The organism is Brevundimonas sp. LM2 (genome assembly GCF_002002865.1).
Lineage (GTDB): Bacteria > Pseudomonadota > Alphaproteobacteria > Caulobacterales > Caulobacteraceae > Brevundimonas.
On the sequence record NZ_CP019508.1, the window covers coordinates 2,522,575 to 2,540,199 of the forward strand.

Annotated in this window: 12 protein-coding genes; 9 read left to right on the forward strand and 3 right to left on the reverse strand. The window is 68.3% G+C overall.

Going from position 1 to position 17,625, the window contains the following annotated elements; all coding sequences use genetic code 11:
• Window positions 1-99: 99 nt before the first annotated feature.
• The 4 genes from BZG35_RS12500 (at window position 100) to BZG35_RS12515 (ending at window position 3,645) form a co-directional block, all read left to right on the forward strand.
• Complete coding sequence (locus BZG35_RS12500) at window positions 100-348, forward strand: type II toxin-antitoxin system Phd/YefM family antitoxin (protein WP_077355954.1); 249 nt, start codon at window positions 100-102, stop codon at window positions 346-348.
• Window positions 345-800, forward strand: a complete 456-nt coding sequence (locus BZG35_RS12505; RefSeq protein WP_077355955.1) for a type II toxin-antitoxin system VapC family toxin — start codon at window positions 345-347, stop codon at window positions 798-800. Before BZG35_RS12500 ends, BZG35_RS12505 begins: the two co-directional genes overlap by 4 nt.
• Window positions 801-3,143 carry a ribonuclease R gene (rnr, locus tag BZG35_RS12510; RefSeq protein ID WP_077355956.1) on the forward strand — a complete coding sequence of 781 codons (2,343 nt, stop codon included), beginning with the start codon at window positions 801-803 and terminating at the stop codon, window positions 3,141-3,143.
• A gap of 85 nt (window positions 3,144-3,228) precedes the next feature.
• The gene (locus BZG35_RS12515) at window positions 3,229-3,645 is read left to right on the forward strand and encodes a hypothetical protein (RefSeq protein ID WP_150126028.1); all 417 of its coding nucleotides are present in this window, start codon (window positions 3,229-3,231) and stop codon (window positions 3,643-3,645) included.
• A gap of 6 nt (window positions 3,646-3,651) precedes the next feature.
• On the opposite strand, the gene BZG35_RS12520 is transcribed toward BZG35_RS12515, so the two are convergent.
• Entirely contained in the window at window positions 3,652-4,563 is a 912-nt protein-coding gene (locus BZG35_RS12520; protein WP_305764352.1) for a LysR family transcriptional regulator, read from the reverse strand.
• 88 nt (window positions 4,564-4,651) lie between these two features.
• Between BZG35_RS12520 and BZG35_RS12525 the strand changes: the two genes are divergently transcribed.
• Genes BZG35_RS12525 through BZG35_RS17695 form a run of 5 tightly spaced genes read left to right on the forward strand, consistent with a single transcriptional unit; the run spans window position 4,652 to window position 8,928 of the window.
• Complete coding sequence (locus BZG35_RS12525; RefSeq protein ID WP_077358110.1) at window positions 4,652-5,686, forward strand: aldo/keto reductase; 1,035 nt, start codon at window positions 4,652-4,654, stop codon at window positions 5,684-5,686.
• 12 nt (window positions 5,687-5,698) lie between these two features.
• Window positions 5,699-6,874 (forward strand): MFS transporter, encoded by a 1,176-nt coding sequence (locus tag BZG35_RS12530; RefSeq protein ID WP_077355959.1) that lies wholly within the window; start codon window positions 5,699-5,701, stop codon window positions 6,872-6,874.
• Window positions 6,875-6,918: 44 nt separating this feature from the next.
• The gene (locus tag BZG35_RS12535) at window positions 6,919-7,635 is read left to right on the forward strand and encodes an NUDIX hydrolase (RefSeq protein ID WP_077355960.1); all 717 of its coding nucleotides are present in this window, start codon (window positions 6,919-6,921) and stop codon (window positions 7,633-7,635) included.
• Window positions 7,628-8,032 (forward strand): DUF5990 family protein, encoded by a 405-nt coding sequence (locus BZG35_RS12540; RefSeq protein ID WP_077355961.1) that lies wholly within the window; start codon window positions 7,628-7,630, stop codon window positions 8,030-8,032. Before BZG35_RS12535 ends, BZG35_RS12540 begins: the two co-directional genes overlap by 8 nt.
• Before the next feature lie 59 nt (window positions 8,033-8,091).
• Window positions 8,092-8,928, forward strand: coding sequence for a hypothetical protein (locus BZG35_RS17695; protein WP_150126029.1), 837 nt, complete (start codon window positions 8,092-8,094; stop codon window positions 8,926-8,928).
• Between the two features lie 127 nt (window positions 8,929-9,055).
• On the opposite strand, the gene rpoC is transcribed toward BZG35_RS17695, so the two are convergent.
• Together rpoC and rpoB are read right to left on the reverse strand one after the other, a co-directional pair.
• Entirely contained in the window at window positions 9,056-13,249 is a 4,194-nt protein-coding gene (rpoC, locus tag BZG35_RS12555) for a DNA-directed RNA polymerase subunit beta' (RefSeq protein ID WP_077355963.1), read from the reverse strand.
• 143 nt (window positions 13,250-13,392) lie between these two features.
• The gene (gene rpoB, locus BZG35_RS12560) at window positions 13,393-17,508 is read right to left on the reverse strand and encodes a DNA-directed RNA polymerase subunit beta (RefSeq protein ID WP_077355964.1); all 4,116 of its coding nucleotides are present in this window, start codon (window positions 17,506-17,508) and stop codon (window positions 13,393-13,395) included.
• Between the last annotated feature and the right edge of the window lie 117 nt (window positions 17,509-17,625).

Here is a 17,625-nt window from a genome sequence, read left to right on the forward strand (position 1 = left end):
TTCGAGGCCGGAAGCTAGGCGCGCCGCCCCGGCCGGACAACCCGTTGCCGATGCCGCAATTTATGGCTATATTTATGGCCATAATCCGGGAGAGCGGTCATGGCCACCTACGGCGTCGCCGAAGCCAAGAACAACTTCACCCACCTGCTCGACCGCGTTCAGAGCGGAGAGAAGATCACCATCACCCGCCACGGCAAGCCAATCGCGGAAATGAACCCGCCGCCGAAACGCACGCTGGAACAACGTCGCGCGGCCCAGGCCTATTTCGCTGAGCGACGTAAGGCGCAGAAGCCCTTGCCCATGAGCGCCGTCGAGCTTCTTCATATGGATGACGAGCCCGAGCGGTGATCGACTATCTCGACGCCTCGGTCATCGTGTCCATCATTTTGAACGAACGCTCCAGCGCAAGCGTTGCCGCGACAATCGACCAGTCCGACGCCGATATCATCGTCAGTCAGTTCGCCATCGCCGAGACATCTTCGGCGGTCTCGCGCCTGTTTCGAATGAGAGAACGGTCGCGGGAGTTGACTGAGGGTCTGCTGCTCGACATCGACAAATGGGTTGAGGCGACAGCCGACCTCAGCGAGGCCGTCAACGAGGACGTCTTGCGCGCAACCGAACTTGTTCGCAACCTCGACCTGAAACTTCGAGCGCCGGACGCCCTTCACCTTGCGGTGGCGGAGCGGCTGGAGGCTCGACTGATCACCCTCGATATCAATCTTCACGCCGCCGCGATTGCGGTGGGCGTGCGATCTCACAATCCCGCCGAGGCCGATGCGCCCGGCGATCCGAAAGACTGAATGACCAAGACCCCCAAACGCCCCGCCGCCGGCCTGCCGGACGAGGCCACCCTGCTGGCCTTCCTGCGCGACGCCGGCAGCGCGGAAAAGGGCGACATCGCCCGCCACTTCGGCCTCAAGGGCGAAGACCGCCGCTGCTTGCGCGAAATGATCCGCGGCCTCGAAGCCGCCGGCAAGCTGGGCAAGCGCGGCCGCAAGGCCTTTTCCGAAGCCGGCGCCCTGCCCCCCGTCGGCGTCGCCGATGTGGTCGAGAAGGACAACGACGGCGAACTGTATGTCCGCCTGGTCGAGGCCTCGGCCGATGCGCCCAATGCCCTACTGATCCCCGACAAGGGCAAGCCCGGCCCCGCCCCCGGCCTGGGCGACCGCGTGCTGGCCAAGTTCGAGCTGGGCTCCAACGGCTGGGAAGCCCGGCTGATCAAGACGCTGGACACCAACGCCAATCGCGTCCTCGGCGTGATCCGCAAGTCGAACAAGGAGACCCGGGTCGAGCCCGTCGACCGCCGCTCCAAGGACGTCCTGATCGTGCCCGCGGTCCAGGCGACCGACCTGCGCGACGGCGACCTGGTCCTGGCCGCGATCGAGAAGTCCGACCAGCGTTATGGCCACAAGCGCGGCAAGATCCTGGAGACCGTCGGCCGCGAGGACGACCCCCGCGCCGCCTCCCTGATCGCCATCCACACTCACGGCGTGCCCATGGGCTTCTCCGAGGCGGTGGAGCAGGAAGCCGAGCACCAGGACCTGCCGACGCTGAAGGGCCGCGACGACCTGCGCGACATCCCCTTCGTCACCATCGACCCCGCCGACGCGCGCGACCACGACGACGCCGTATATGCCCAGCGCGACGAGGATCCGAAGAACGAGGGCGGCTGGATCGTCTGGGTCGCCATCGCCGACGTCGCCGCCTATGTCCGCCCCAACACCAGCCTGGACCGCGAGGCCCGGGCCAAGGGCAACTCCACCTATTTCCCCGACCGCGTCGAGCCGATGCTGCCCGAGCGGCTGTCGAACGGCCTGTGCAGCCTGAAACAGGGCGAGAACCGCGCGACCCTGGCCGTGCGTATGGTCTTCGACAAGGAGGGCCGCAAACTGGGCCACAAGTTCCACCGCGGCCTGATGCGCAGCCACGCCAGCCTGTCCTACGAACAGGCCCAGGCCGCCATCGACGGAGTCGAGAACGGCGGCGGCACCGACGACACTACCGGCCCGATCATGGACGCGATCCTCACGCCCCTGTGGAGCGCCTACCACACCATGCTGAAGGGCCGGCTGAAGCGCGCCCCCCTGCAGATCGACAGCGCCGAGCGCCGCATCCGCATGTCGCCGGACGGCGGCATCGCCTCCATCGAGAAACGCGTCAGCCTGGAGGCCCACCGGCTGATCGAGGAGATGATGGTCCAGGCCAATGTCTGCGCCGCAGAGACGCTCGAGGCCAAGAAGACGCCCCTGATCTTCCGCGTCCACGACACCCCCAGCCAGGAGAAGGTCTTCAACCTGGCCGACTTCCTGTCGACCCTCGGCAAGCCCTGGAACAAGGGCGAGGCCCCGACGACCAAACGCTTCAACAAACTGCTGGACGAGACCCGCGACGGCCCCCACGCCGAGGTGGTCAACGAGGTCGTTCTGCGCAGCCAGATGCAGGCCATCTACAGCCCGGACAACGTCGGCCATTTCGGCCTGAACCTGGATCGCTACGCCCACTTCACCTCGCCGATCCGGCGCTATTCCGACCTGATCGTCCACCGCGGCCTGATCCGGGCCCTGAACCTGGGCTCGGACGGCCTGACCGACCGCGAGATCGCCGAGCTGCCGGCCATCGCCGACCAGGTGACCCTGACCGAGCGCCGCTCCATGGCCGCCGAGCGCGACGCCATGGACCGCTATATCGCCGCCTTCCTGGAGGACCGTGTCGGCGCCACCTTCACCGGCCGGATCACCGGGGTGACCCGCTTCGGCCTGTTCGTCCGTCTGGACGAGACCGGGGCCGACGGCCTGGTCCCCGTCTCGTCTCTGGGCAACGAATACTTCACCCACGACGACCGCGCCCATGCCCTGGTCGGCGAACGCTCGGGCCAGCGCTACACCCTGGGCCGGGCGGTGGAGGTCAAGCTGAAGGAGGCCACGCCCATCACCGGCGGCCTGCTGTTCGAGATGCTGTCCGACCCCGAGGCCCGAGATCCGAACGCGGCCGCCCCCCGCCTGGGCCTGCGCGGTCGCGGTCCCGCCGGCGGCGGCAACGGCCCGCCCAAGCGCGGCTCCGGTCGTCCGGGCGGTCCCAAGCCCCCCAGCGGCGGACGCCCGTCCGGCGGCCTGAAAGGCGTGCGCAAAGGCAAGCGGCGGTAGGGCACGACGCCTCGGCCAATCGGTCGCCCATCCTGGGCCATCCCGGCCTGATATGACCCGCCCGGACTTCAAAGGAGTGTTCGTCATGCCGCGTCTGGTTCTGGGCCTGTCCCTCGTCGCGGCCGTGGCCGTCGCCGCCTGTGGCGAGGTCGATGTCGAGACGGCCAGTCGCAACGCCGCCATGGCCGCGCTGGAGGCCAGCCATCCCGAGATCGTGCAGGGCGTGCGCGCGGCCCAGACGCTGCGCCAGGCGGCCGCGACCTGCGGCTGGGAAGACGTCGACGCCGCGCGCCTGGCCCGGACGGCGGTGTCCGGCATCGAGGAGCCCCCGCTCCGCGCCGCCGCCTCGAGCCTGGTCGAGGACCTGATCATCGCGCCGGCCTCCGGCCCCGCTACCAGCGCTACAACTGCGGCCAGCGACTGCTCGCCCGAAGTCCGACAGGCGCTCGAGGCTCAGATCGCGGCCATCGCCCAGGGCGGCAGCGAAACGGAAGCCGGCTGACCGACGCTACCCGAGCCGCTCCGCCAGATAATCCACGAACACGCGCACCCGCGCCGGGGTGTTCGCCCCGCCGACGAAGACGGTGTGGATCGCCTCGCGGTCTCCCGGATTGAACGCCTCCAGCAGGGGGATCAGTCGTCCGTCGCGGATGTCGTCCTCGGCGCTGAAGGCCCCGACGCGGGTGATCCCCACCCCGTCGCGCGCCAGCTGGGTCAGGGTCTCGCCGTTGTTGGCCTCGACCGGACCCCGCACGGTCAGGGCGAAATCGACCCCGTCGCGCCGGAACGGCCAGACCGGCTCGGCCCGGCGGAAGCTGAAGTTCAGGCAGTCGTGGTTGTGCAGGTCTTCCGGGACCGCCGGCTCCCCGCGTCGCATCAGATAGTCCGGCGACGCGACCACGATCCGCCCCGTCTCACCGAGTTTCCTCGCGGTCAGGCCGCTGTCGGCCAGCCGGCCGAACCGGATCGCCACGTCCGCCTGCCCCGCCGCGACATCGACGACGGCATCGGTCAGGCTGATCTCCACCAGGATGTGCGGATAGAGCGCCAAAAAATCCTTGAGCAGCGGCACGACCACCAGTCGCCCATGCGCCAGGGCCGCGCTGACCCGCAGCCGCCCCCTCGGTGCCCCCTGATCCGCCACCGCCTGTTCCGCGTCGTCGAGATCCGCCAGAATCCGCCGCGCCGCGCCCAGATAGGTCTGCCCCTCCGCCGTCAACGTCAGCAGCCGCGTGGTCCGCAGCAACAGTCGCACCCCGAGCCGCGCCTCGATCCTGTCGATCGTCCGGCTCACCGCAGACGGCGTCAGCCCCAGCCGACGCCCCGCCGACGACAGGCTGCCGGCGTCCGCCACCGTCGCGAACACCTGCATCTCCCGCGCCCGGTCCATCCCGGCGGTTGACGGCGTCTTTGCGTTCAAATCATAGATCCTTCGCCTGTCGCCTTCCTACCAATGGTCTTGGGGGGTGTCCATCTATGCATCAGACAGCAACCCCACGGATTTCGACATGGACTATCGTCAACTCGGCGCTTCCGGCCTTCGCGTTCCCGTCCTCAGCTTCGGCACCGGAACGTTCGGCGGCACGGGCCCCCTGTTCGGAGCCTGGGGAACCAGCGACGCCGCCGAGGCCCGCCGCCTGATCGACATCTGCCTCGAGGCCGGGGTCAATCTGTTCGACACCGCCGACGTCTATTCCGACGGCGCGTCCGAACGGGTGCTGGGCGAGGCGATCAAGGGCCGCCGCGACGATGTCCTCATCTCCACCAAGACCGGCCTGCCCACGGGCGATAGCCCCGGCGACTGGGGCGTCTCGCGCGGTCGCCTGATCGCCTCCGTCGAGGCGGCCTTGAAGCGGCTCGGCACGGACCGGATCGACCTGCTGCAGTTGCATGCCTACGACGCCTCGACGCCGGTTGATGAGCTTCTGGCGACGCTGGACGCCCTCGTGACCTCCGGCAAGGTCCGCTACACCGGCGTCTCCAACTACCCGGGCTGGGCCCTGATGAAGGCGCAGGCTGCGGCCGACCGCGACGCCCGGCCCCGCTTCGTCGCCCATCAGGTCTACTATTCGCTGATCGGCCGCGCCTATGAAGCCGACCTGATGCCGCTCGCTGCGGATCAGGGCATCGGCGCCCTGGTCTGGAGCCCGCTCGGCTGGGGCCGGCTGACCGGCAAGGTCCGGCGCGACGCCCCGATCCCCGAGGGCAGTCGCCTGCACGACACGGCCCAGTTCGCGCCGCCGGTCGACGACGAGCATCTGTACCGCGTTGTCGACGCCCTCGATGTCGTCGCGGCCGAGACCGGCAAGACCGTGCCCCAGATCGCCATCAACTGGCTGCTGCAACGTCCGACCGTCTCCTCGGTCATCATCGGCGCCCGCAACGAGGAACAGCTGCGCCAGAACCTGGGCGCCGTCGGCTGGAGCCTGACGCCGGCCCAGGTCGCCGCTCTCGACACTGCCAGCGACGTCCTGCCCCCCTATCCCCACACCCCCTATCGGCAACAGGCCGGCTTCGCCCGCCTCAACCCGCCGCTGGTCTGAGTCAGAATTCCCATGAAACTGAACCCTCCCCTCCTCGCCCTCGCGGCGGGTGCCTTCGGCATCGGCGTGACCGAGTTCGCCCCGATGGGCCTGTTGCCCATCATCGCCACCGACCTCGGCGTCTCCATCCCGACGGCGGGCCTGTTGATCAGCGCCTATGCCCTGGGTGTCGTCCTCGGCGCCCCGCTGATGACCCTGACGACGGGCAAGGTTCCCCGCCGCACCCTGCTGATCGGGCTCGCCGCCATCTTCACGCTCGGCAACCTTCTGTCGGCGCTCGCCCCCGATTACGGGACCCTGATGGCCGCCCGGGTGATCACGTCCCTGAACCACGGAGCCTTCTTCGGCGTCGGATCGATCGTGGCTGCGGGCCTGGTCGCCCCGAACCGTCAGGCGGGCGCCGTCGCCTCCATGTTTATGGGCCTGACCCTCGCCAACGTCGTCGGCGTGCCCCTGGCCGCCTGGGCCGGCGACGCGCTCGGCTGGCGCGCCTCCTTCTGGGGCGTGACCGCCATCGGCCTGTTCGTCATGGCCGCCCTGCGCCTGACCCGGCCGAAACTCCCCGCCCCCGAGGATGCCGACGCCCTGGCGGAACTGAAGGTGCTCGGCCGCGGCCCCGTCCTCGCCGCCCTCGCCCTGACCGTGATCGGTGCCAGCGGCATGTTCACCGTCTTCACCTACATCGCCCCGATCCTGCAGGACGTGACCCGTGCCTCGCTCGGCTTCGTCACCGCCATGCTGGTCACCTATGGCCTCGGCCTCACGCTCGGCAACTGGCTGGGCGGCCGGTTCGCCGACAGGTCGGTCGACCGGACCCTGATCGTCACCCTGATCGCCTCGTCCGTCCTGCTGATCGCCTTCGCCTTCGCCATGCCGTTCGCGGCCCCGACGGCGGTGCTGATCTTCCTTTGGGGCGTCGCCTCCTTTGCCCTGGTCCCGCCGCTGCAGGTTCGTGTCATGGCCGCCGCATCGGATGCGCCCAATCTGGCCTCGGCCATGAACATCGGCGCCTTCAACCTCGGCAACGCCATCGGCGCCGCCCTGGGCGGGGCGGTGATCGCCGCCGGCCTCGGTCTCCCGGCCGTGGCGCTTGCAGGCGCGGCGGCTTCGGCGTCCGGTCTGGCCCTGCTGCTGTGGCTGCGCTGGAGCGACCGTCGCGCCCGCCTCATCGCTTGTCCCGCAGGCTGATTTTCGCCCCTGCTCCCGGCACGGCGCGGTGCTAGTCTCGCGCCGTGCCGACCTCCCCCCACCAACCCTTCGACGCCGATCAGGACCTCCGCGATGCCCCGCGCGCCCCTGGTCCGCGCCAGCGACCCAAGGACGCCGCCACCCTGATCCTCGTGCGGGGCGGCCGGACGCCCGAGGTCCTGATGGGCCGCCGGGCGCCGGGTCATGTCTTCATGGCCTCCAAATGGGTCTTTCCGGGCGGCCGGATCGATCGCGCCGACTTCACCGCCGCCGCCGCCACCGACCCGGGGGCCGCCACCCGCGCCCGGCTGGAGAGCGAACTGGCCCCCCACCGCGCCCGCGCCCTGTGCCTGACCGCCGTGCGCGAGACCTTCGAGGAGACCGGCCTGGTCCTGGGCCGCGCGGTGCCCCCCGCGTCCGTCGCCGGCCCGTGGCGCGCCTTCCGCGCCGCCGGGGCCCTGCCCGACCTCGCCGCCCTGTCCTACGTCGCCCGCGCCATCACCCCGCCGGGCCGCACCCGCCGGTTCGACGCCCGGTTCTTCATGGCCGACGCCTCTGCCCTGCTCGCTCCCGAGCCCACCGCCGGGTCGGGCGAGCTGGACGAGATCGCCTGGCTGCCCCTGGACGCGGCGCGCGCGCTCGACCTGCCGTCCATCACCCGCTTCGTCCTGGCCGAGGTGGCCGAGCGGCTGAGCCAGGCCGACCGGCCGATGCCGTTCGTCCGCATGGTCCGCGGCCAGCACCGGGTGACCCATGACTGAGACCCTGACCCTGCGCCTGACCATCGCCGACCCGTTCGCAGGCCTGCACTACAGCCTGCAGGACGCCAAGAACGCGGCGGTCGACATCCGTCTGTCCGACGGCGCGCCGCTCAGCTTCGACGTGCCGGTGACGCTACGGCCGGACGGCCAGCTGGGCGGGACCTTCGTGCGGCGCGAGGGGCCGGTCCGGCGCTTCGTCTACATCGTCCTGGCCGGCAGCGTGGCCGAGGTGCCCGAACCGATCCGGCGGCGCGCCAAGATCGACGTCCACGACATCCCGGCCGCCCTGCGCGTCCCGGGCGCGGTGCTGGAAGTTACCCTTCCCGGTCGGGGCCGGGACGGCACCCCGGCCTGCGCCACCGTGCGGCCCCTGACGCCGTGGCGCACCGTCGGCTGAGGCCGCCCTGATCCGGCCATGGTCGCGGGTCAGCTTCGCCGCAGTGGTGGGGAAAGCGCGTGGCGGACGTGGCGTTGCAGGGGACCAGACGACGCCCGGGCTGGAGCCCCGACCGGCGTCGTCGCGCGACCTTGCTGGCCGGCTCGGTCGTCTTTCATATCGCCATCCTGACGCCCCTGGCGCTGCGGTTCTTCGAAGAGCCGCTGGTGCCGCGCCGCGATGAGGACCCCGCGATTCCGATCTATCTGGACATCGAGCCCAGGCCACTGTTGCCAGGCGAAGTCGCCCGGACGCGCGTTCCCGTTGCACGCCCCGCAGGCCCCGTCGCGCCGCTGGACCAGGTGCGTGCAGGCCAGTCGATCCTGCCGGGAACACAGCGTCGAACCGAGGAGACGCCTTCCACCCCCGCCCCGCGCATCGCCGCCGGCGCGCCCGCATCCGCCCCCGCCGCCCCGGCCGACGCCTGGCGTCTGACGCCCGAGAGCCAGAGCGCCGCCGTGGCCCGGTCCCTGCGCACCGGGGCGGCGGGCTGTCGCGCCATGGACGGGCGGCTGACGGCCAGCGAGCAACAGCTTTGCGACGACCGGTTCAATGCGGCCGCCGGCCAGGCCGGGCCCCTGGGGCCGCGCACCCTCAACGCGGCGGAGGCGCGTCGCGAAGCCGGGTTCGCCCGCGGCGGAGCCCAGGCCCTGGCGCAGCATGCGGCGCGGCGGCGGCGGCTGTCGGGCGGAGTTGGTATCCTGGGGCCCGGCGACTGCCCGGGGTCGAACCTCGGCGTCGGCTGCGCGGGGGCCCATCTGGACCCGGCGATCCGTCAGGGCGCGACCACGACCGCCAATCCCGGCCTCGGTTCGAACGACCAGACTCCGATGCGGCCGATCGCCGGTCAGGACTAGGCCGGAGCGCGGACCTCCAGGTCCGCATCGGGCCGCGCCGTCAAATGCGGACGTGGACGTCCGCGCTCCAAAGAAAAAGGGCCCGGTCGCACCGGGCCCTCTTCCATCTTCGACCGTGTGAGCGGGATTATTCGCTCTCGGCCAGCTCCAGCTGCAGCTCGGCCGGAAGCGGCTCGATGGCGGCTTCGCGGGTCGAGGTCAGCTCGGCGTCGCGGGCGTTGGCGACCTTCTGCAGGCTGCGGAGGTAGGCCCCCGTGCCCGCCGGGATGAGCCGGCCGACGATGACGTTTTCCTTCAGGCCTTCCAGCGTGTCCTTCTTGCCGTTGACCGAGGCGTCCGTGAGGACGCGGGTGGTCTCCTGGAAGGACGCCGCCGAGATGAAGCTGCGGGTCTGCAGCGACGCCTTGGTGATGCCGAGCAGGACGGGCTGGGTGGTGGCGATCCGGCCCCCACGCTTCTCGACCTTCTCGTTCTCCAGCACGGCCTCGGCCACTTCGACCGTGTCGCCACGGATCAGGGTGGTTTCGCCCGAGTCGAGGATCTCGACCTTCTGCAGCATCTGGCGAACGATCACCTCGATGTGCTTGTCGTTGATCGGCACGCCCTGCAGTCGATAGACCTCCTGCACTTCGTTCACCAGATACTCGGCCAGCGCCTCGACGCCCTGAATACGCAGCAGATCGTGCGGATCGGGGTTGCCGTCGATGATGTAGTCGCCCTTCTGGATCAGATCGCCGTCGTGGACGGAGATATGCTTGCCCTTGGGGATCAGGAACTCGACGGGTTCACCCTGTTCGCCATCGGCGTTCAGTTCCGGCGTGATCTTGATGCGACGCTTGTTCTTGTAGTCGCGACCGAATTCGACGCGACCGTCCATCTCGGCGATGACCGCGCAGTCCTTGGGGCGACGGGCCTCGAACAGCTCGGCCACCCGCGGCAGACCGCCGGTGATGTCGCGCGTCTTGGCACCCTCGGTCGGGATACGGGCCAGGATCTCGCCGGGCTTGACCTCGTCGCCGTTGGCGACCGACAGGATGGCCCCCACCGGCAGCAGGTATCGGGCGTCGGAGCCCGAGGCCAGCTTGGTGTAGGCGTCGCCCGCCGTGATCCCCATGGCCGGACGCAGATCCGAACCGCGGGGCGAGGCGCGCCAGTCGATGACGACGCGCTGGGCGATGCCCGTCGCCTCGTCGGTTTCCTCGCGGAACGACAGGCCCTCGGTCAGATCCTCGAAGCGGACAGTGCCGCCCACCTCGGTGATGATCGGGGTGGTGTAGGGGTCCCACTCCGCCAGACGCTGGTTCTTCTTGACCTCGGAGCCTTCCTTGACGCGCAGGCGGCCGCCGTAGGGGATCTTGTAGCTTTCGCGATCCTTGCCATCGACCATGACGGTGACGACGACGTTGCGGCTCATCGACACCGGATCGCCGTGGGCGCCGATGACGGTGGGGCCGACGACCTTGACGGTCCCGGCGTTGGTCGCCTCGTAGAAGGAGGTCTCCGCCACCTGGGCCGTGCCGCCGATGTGGAAGGTCCGCATCGTCAGCTGGGTGCCCGGCTCGCCGATCGATTGCGCCGCGATGACGCCGACCGCTTCGCCGATGTTGACGTTGGTGCCGCGCGCCAGGTCACGGCCGTAGCACATGCCGCAGATGCCGGCCTCGGCCTCGCAGGTCAGGGCCGAGCGGACCTTGACCGACTGGACGCCCTCGCGGTCGATGACCTCGACCACGTCCTCCACCAGATAGGTGTCGGCCGGGAACAGGACGGTGTCCGACCCCGGGGCCTTGATGTCCTCGGCGTTGTAGCGACCCAGAACGCGTTGCCCCAGCGAGACCAGGACGTCGCCGCCCTCGACCACGGCGCGCAGGGTGATGCCCCGCGTGGAACCGCAGTCTTCCTCGGTGACGATCGAGTCCTGCGCCACGTCCACCAGACGACGGGTCAGGTAACCCGAGTTGGCGGTCTTCAGCGCGGTGTCGGCCAGACCCTTACGGGCCCCGTGGGTCGAGTTGAAGTATTCGAGGACGGTCAGGCCTTCCTTGAAGTTCGACACGATCGGGGTCTCGATGATCTCGCCGGACGGCTTGGCCATCAGGCCGCGCATCCCGCCGAGCTGCTTCATCTGGGCCTGCGAACCGCGGGCGCCGGAGTTGGCCATCATGTAGACCGAGTTGATCTCGGCGGTCCGACCCGAGGCCAGGACGCGCGGTTGCGCGATCTCGCCCATCATCTCGTCGGCGACCCGGTCCGTGGCCTTGGCCCAGGCGTCGACGACCTTGTTGTACTTCTCGCCCTTGGTGATCAGGCCGTCGGCGTACTGCTGCTCGTATTCCTCGACCAGCGTCCGCGTGGCGGCGACGATCTCGACCTTCTTGGCCGGAATGACGATGTCATCCTTGCCGAAGGAGATGCCGGCGCGCGCCGCTTCCTTGAAGCCCAGGCCCATCATCTGGTCGGCGAAGATCACCGTCGCCTTCTGACCGCAGTGGCGATAGACCACGTCGATCAGATTGCCGATTTCCTTCTTGGTCAGGTTCTTCTCGAGCAGGCGGTAGCCGACGTTCGGGTTCTTGGGCAGCAGTGCGCCCAGCTTCATCCGGCCCGGCGTGGTGTCGATCACCTTGGTGATCTCGTTGCCGTCCTTGTCTTCCTCGGTCCAGCGCGCCTTGATCCGCGTGTGCAGTGTCACGACGGCGGCGTCGAGCGCCGCGTCGATCTCGCCCACGTTGGCGAACAGCTTGCCCTCGCCGGGCTCACCGTCCTTGACCAGCGACAGGTAGTACAGGCCCAGGACGATGTCCTGCGACGGCACGATGATCGGCTTGCCGTTGGCGGGCGACAGGATGTTGTTGGTCGACATCATCAGGACGCGCGCTTCCAGCTGGGCCTCGAGGCTCAGCGGGACGTGCACGGCCATCTGGTCGCCGTCGAAGTCGGCGTTGAACGCGGCGCAGACCAGCGGGTGCAGCTGGATGGCCTTGCCCTCGATCAGCTTGGGCTCGAACGCCTGGATGCCCAGACGGTGAAGCGTCGGCGCGCGGTTCAGCATGACTGGGTGCTCGCGGATCACCTCTTCGAGGATGTCCCACACCTGGGGCTGTTCGCGCTCGACCATGCGCTTGGACTGTTTGACCGTGCCCGACAGGCCCTTGGCGTCCAGGCGCGCATAGATGAACGGCTTGAACAGCTCGAGCGCCATCTTCTTGGGCAGGCCGCACTCGTGCAGCTTCAGGTCGGGACCGACCACGATGACCGAACGGCCCGAATAGTCGACGCGCTTGCCCAGAAGGTTCTGGCGGAAGCGGCCCTGCTTGCCCTTCAGCATGTCGGCCAGCGACTTCAGCGGACGCTTGTTGGCCCCCGTGATGACGCGGCCGCGACGGCCGTTGTCGAACAGGGCGTCGACCGATTCTTGCAGCATCCGCTTCTCGTTGCGGATGATGATGTCGGGCGCGCGAAGCTCCATCAGCCGCTTCAGGCGGTTGTTGCGGTTGATCACGCGGCGGTACAGGTCGTTCAGGTCGGAGGTCGCGAAACGACCGCCGTCCAGCGGCACCAGCGGGCGCAGTTCCGGCGGAATGACCGGCACGACCGTCAGGATCATCCACTCGGGCTTGTTGCCGCTTTCGAGGAAGGCCTCGATCAGCTTCAGGCGCTTGGAGGCCTTCTTGGCCTTCACTTCCGACGGGCTGTCGGCCAGCTCGCCCCGGTGGCGCTCGGCCTCGGCGTGCAGGTCGATGCCCATCAGCAGGTTGCGCACGGCCTCGGCGCCGATCTCGGCGGTGAAGCCGTCATCGCCGAACTCGTCCTGGTAGCGATAGAACTCGTCTTCCGTCAGCAGCTGGTTCTGCTTCAGCGGGGTCAGGCCCGGCTCGGTGACGATGTAGTTCTCGAAATAGAGCACGCGCTCCACGTCCTTCAGCGCCATGTCGAGCATCAGCGAGATGCGCGACGGCAGGGACTTCAGGAACCAGATGTGGGCGACCGGGGACGCCAGTTCGATATGGCCCATCCGCTCGCGCCGCACGCGGGCCAGGGTGACCTCAACGCCGCACTTCTCGCAGATGATGCCCTTGTATTTCATGCGCTTGTACTTGCCGCACAGGCATTCGTAATCCTTGGTCGGGCCAAAGATCCGCGCGCAGAACAGGCCGTCACGCTCGGGCTTGAACGTGCGGTAGTTGATCGTCTCGGGCTTCTTGATCTCGCCGAAGGACCACGAGCGGATCTTTTCGGGGGACGCCAGGGCGATCTTGATCTGGTCGAAGGTCGGGGTGACCGGGACCGCGTTGAAGATGTTCAGGACTTCCTGGTTCATCTTGAGTTCCTTCTGCGGCGGGGGCCGCGAAATAGGGCTTAGTGAGTTGGGCTTAGGGCTTAGGAGAAGGACCGGGCTCGGGCTTGGCACATCGGGACCGCGCTACGGCAGTCCCAAAGCCCCAAGCCCTAAGCCCTACGACCTCAAGAGTTCTCCAGCTCCACGTTCAGACCCAGCGAGCGCATTTCCTTGATGAGAACGTTGAAGCTCTCGGGAATGCCCGCCTCGAAGCTGTCGTCGCCGCGCACGATGGCCTCGTAGACCTTCGTCCGTCCGGCCACGTCGTCGGACTTCACGGTCAGCATCTCCTGCAGGGTGTAGGCGGCGCCGTAGGCTTCCAGAGCCCAGACCTCCATCTCCCCGAAGCGCTGTCCGCCGAACTGCGCCTTGCCGCCCAGCGGTTGCTGGGTGACGAGCGAGTACGGTCCGATCGAGCGGGCGTGGATCTTGTCGTCGACCAGGTGGTGCAGCTTCAGCATGTAGATGTAGCCGACCGTGACCGGACGCTTGAACTGCTCGCCGGTCGTGCCGTCATAGACGATCGACTGACCCGAACGCTCGAGCCCCGCCTTCTCCAGCAGGTCCTCGATGTCCGAGATGTGCGCGCCGTCGAACACCGGGGTGGCGAACGGAACGCCCTTGGACAGGTTCTGCGCCAGCTCGACCAGCTCGTGCTCTTCCTGCGGCAGGGGGGTGTCCTCGCCGTAGATGCCGGTCAGGTGATCGATCAGCGCCTGCTTCTGGCCGCCGCCCTGCCAGGCTTCCAGCAGACCCTGGATCTGACGACCCAGGCCCGCGGAGGCCCAACCCAGATGGGTTTCGAAGATCTGGCCGATGTTCATGCGCGAGGGCACGCCCAGCGGGTTCAGAACGACGTCGACCGAGGTCCCGTCTTCCAGGTGCGGCATGTCCTCGATCGGCAGGATCTTGGAGATGACGCCCTTGTTGCCGTGACGACCGGCCATCTTGTCCCCGGGCTGAAGCTTGCGCTTCACCGCCACGAACACCTTGACCATCTTCATCACGCCGGGGGGCAGCTCGTCGCCGCGCTGCAGCTTCTCGACCTTGTCCTCGAAGCGACGGTCGAGGGCCTTGCGGGCGTCCTCGAACGACTTCTTCATCTGCTCCAGCTCGCCCATCGCCTTCTCGTCGTCGAGGGCGATCTGCCACCACAGGCCGCGCGACAGCTCGCCCAGCTTGGCTTCGGTGACTTCACCGCGACCCAGGCCCTTGGGACCCGAGACGGCGTTCTTGTTCAGCAGCAGCGGACGCAGGCGGCCGTAGACGTTGCGTTCCAGGATCGCGAGTTCGTCGTCGCGGTCCTTGCCCAGGCGTTCGATCTCGTCGCGCTCGATCGACATGGCGCGCTCGTCCTTGTCGACGCCGTGGCGGTTGAACACGCGCACGTCGACGATCGTGCCGGCGACGCCGGGCGGCAGACGCAGACTGGTGTCGCGGACGTCCGAAGCCTTCTCGCCGAAGATGGCGCGCAGCAGCTTCTCTTCCGGCGTCATCGGGCTCTCGCCCTTCGGCGTGACCTTGCCGCACAGGATGTCGCCCGGCTGGACCTCGGCCCCGATGGCCACGATGCCCGCTTCGTCGAGGTTGCGCAGGGCCTCCTCGCCGACGTTGGGGATGTCGCGGGTGATTTCCTCAGGCCCAAGCTTCGTATCGCGGGCCATCACCTCGAACTCCTCGAGGTGGATCGAGGTGAAGACGTCGTCGCGCACGATGCGCTCGGAGATCAGGATCGAGTCCTCGAAGTTGTAGCCGTTCCAGGGCATGAAGGCGACCAGGGCGTTCCGGCCCAGGGCCAGTTCGCCCAGGTCCGTCGACGGGCCGTCGGCGATCACGTCGCCGACCTTCACTTCATCGCCCACGCGCACGATCGGGCGCTGGTTGATGCAGGTCGACTGGTTGGAGCGCTGGAACTTCGACAGGCGATAGATGTCGACGCCCGAACGGCCGGCGTCCAGCTCGTTGGTCGCGCGCACCACGATGCGGGTGCCGTCGATCTGCTCGACCACGCCGTCACGACGGGCGACCACGACGGCCCCCGAGTCACGGGCGACGACCGCTTCCATGCCCGTGCCGACCAGCGGCGCGTCGGACTGGACCAGGGGCACGGCCTGACGCTGCATGTTCGCGCCCATCAGGGCCCGGTTGGCGTCGTCGTTTTCCAGGAAGGGGATCAGGGCGGCGGCGACCGAGACGACCTGTTTCGGCGACACGTCCATCATGTCGACGTCGGCGCGGATCAGCAGCTGGGAGTCGCCGTTGATCCGGCCCGGGACCAGCTCGTCGACGATCATCCCGTCCTTGAGCGCGATGTTGGCCTGGGCGATCGTGTATTTCGACTCCTCCATGGCCGAGATGTAGACCACCTCGTCCAGGGCCTTGCCGTCCTTCACGCGACGGTACGGGCTCTCGATGAAGCCGTATTTGTTGACCCGGGCGTGGGTCGCCAGCGAGTTGATCAGGCCGATGTTCGGGCCTTCCGGCGTTTCGATCGGGCAGATGCGGCCGTAGTGGGTCGGGTGCACGTCCCGGACCTCGAAGCCCGCGCGTTCGCGCGTCAGACCGCCCGGTCCCAGCGCCGACAGGCGGCGCTTGTGGGTGATCTCGGACAGCGGGTTCGTCTGGTCCATGAACTGCGACAGCTGCGACGAGCCGAAGAATTCGCGCACCGAGGCGGCGGCCGGCTTGGCGTTAATCAGGTCGTGCGGCATCACCGTGTCGATATCGACCGAAGACATGCGCTCCTTGATGGCGCGCTCCATCCGCAGCAGGCCGACGCGGTACTGGTTCTCCAGCAGCTCGCCGACCGAACGGACCCGGCGGTTGCCGAGGTTGTCGATGTCGTCGATCTCGCCGCGGCCGTCCTTCAGGCCGACCAGGATCTGCAGCACCTTCAGCACATCGTCCTTGCGCAGGACGCGGATCTCGTCGGAGACCTCGGGGGTCTCCAGACGCATGTTCATCTTGACCCGGCCGACGGCCGACAGGTCGTAGCGTTCGCTGTCGAAGAACAGCGAGTTGAACATGGCCTCTGCGGCTTCCGGGGTCGGGGGCTCGCCTGGACGCATCACGCGATAGATGTCGAACAGCGCGTCCTCGCGGCCCGTCGACTTGTCGACCCGCAGGGTGTTGCGCATGTAGGCGCCGACCGTGACGTGGTCGATGTCCAGCACGTCGATGGTGGTGAAGCCGCGCTCTTCCAGCAGCTCGATCGTCGGGGCGTCCAGCTCGTCGCCGGCCTCGGCATAGATTTCGCCGGTCTCGAAGTTGACGGCGTCGGCGGCCAGGTAGCGGGTCACCAGGGCGTCGGCGGCCAGCGACAGCGAAGTCGTGGTGTCGCCCAGCTTCTTGGCGGCGCGGGCGCTGATCTTCTGACCGGCCTGGGCGATGACTTCGCCCGTGTCGGCGTCGACCAGGTCGAACTCGGGCTTAACACCGCGCCAGCGCTCGGCCTTGTAGGGGGTGACCCAGCCGTCGCCGCGCTTCTCGTAGGGCACGGTCTCGTAGAAGGTGCGCAGGATCTCTTCGCCGTCCATGCCCAGGGCCATCAGGAAGGTCGAGGCGGGCAGTTTGCGGCGACGGTCGATGCGGACGAACACGATGTCCTTGGCGTCGAACTCGAAGTCCAGCCACGAGCCGCGGTACGGGATCACCCGGGCGGCGAACAGCAGCTTGCCCGAGGAGTGGGTCTTGCCCTTGTCGTGGTCGAAGAAGACGCCCGGCGACCGGTGCATCTGCGAGACGATCACCCGCTCGGTGCCGTTGACGATGAAGGTCCCCTTGTCCGTCATCAGGGGGATGTCCCCCATGTAGACGTCCTGTTCCTTGATGTCCTTGACCGAGCGCGCGCCGGTTTCCTCGTCCGCCTCGAACACGATCAGGCGCAGCTTGACCTTCAGCGGCGCGGCATAGGTCATGTCGCGCTGGATGCATTCCTCGACGTCGTACTTGGGATCCTCGAACTCGTAGGAGACGTACTCCAGCACGGCGCGTTCGTTGAAGTCCTTGATCGGGAAGACCGACTTGAACACGGCCTCGATGCCCTGCTCCTTGCGGACGCCCGGACGGACCTCGCGCTGCAGGAACTGCTCGTAGGATTCGCGCTGAACCTCGATCAGGTTCGGCATCTGCACCGCCTCGGGGATGCGGCCGAACGATTTGCGGATGCGCTTCTTGCCGGTGAAGGTCGTGGCCGATGCGATCTGACCGTTGATGGTGAGACCGTTCAGGACGTCAGTCATTCTGTTTTCCCATGACGCGCGCCGGGGGAGACGCGCGTGAAATGCAGCGGCACAGGGCACCGTGCGGTGTCCCGTGACAGTCGGTTTCGGCCTCCACCCTCGATGCGCCTTCGCGCA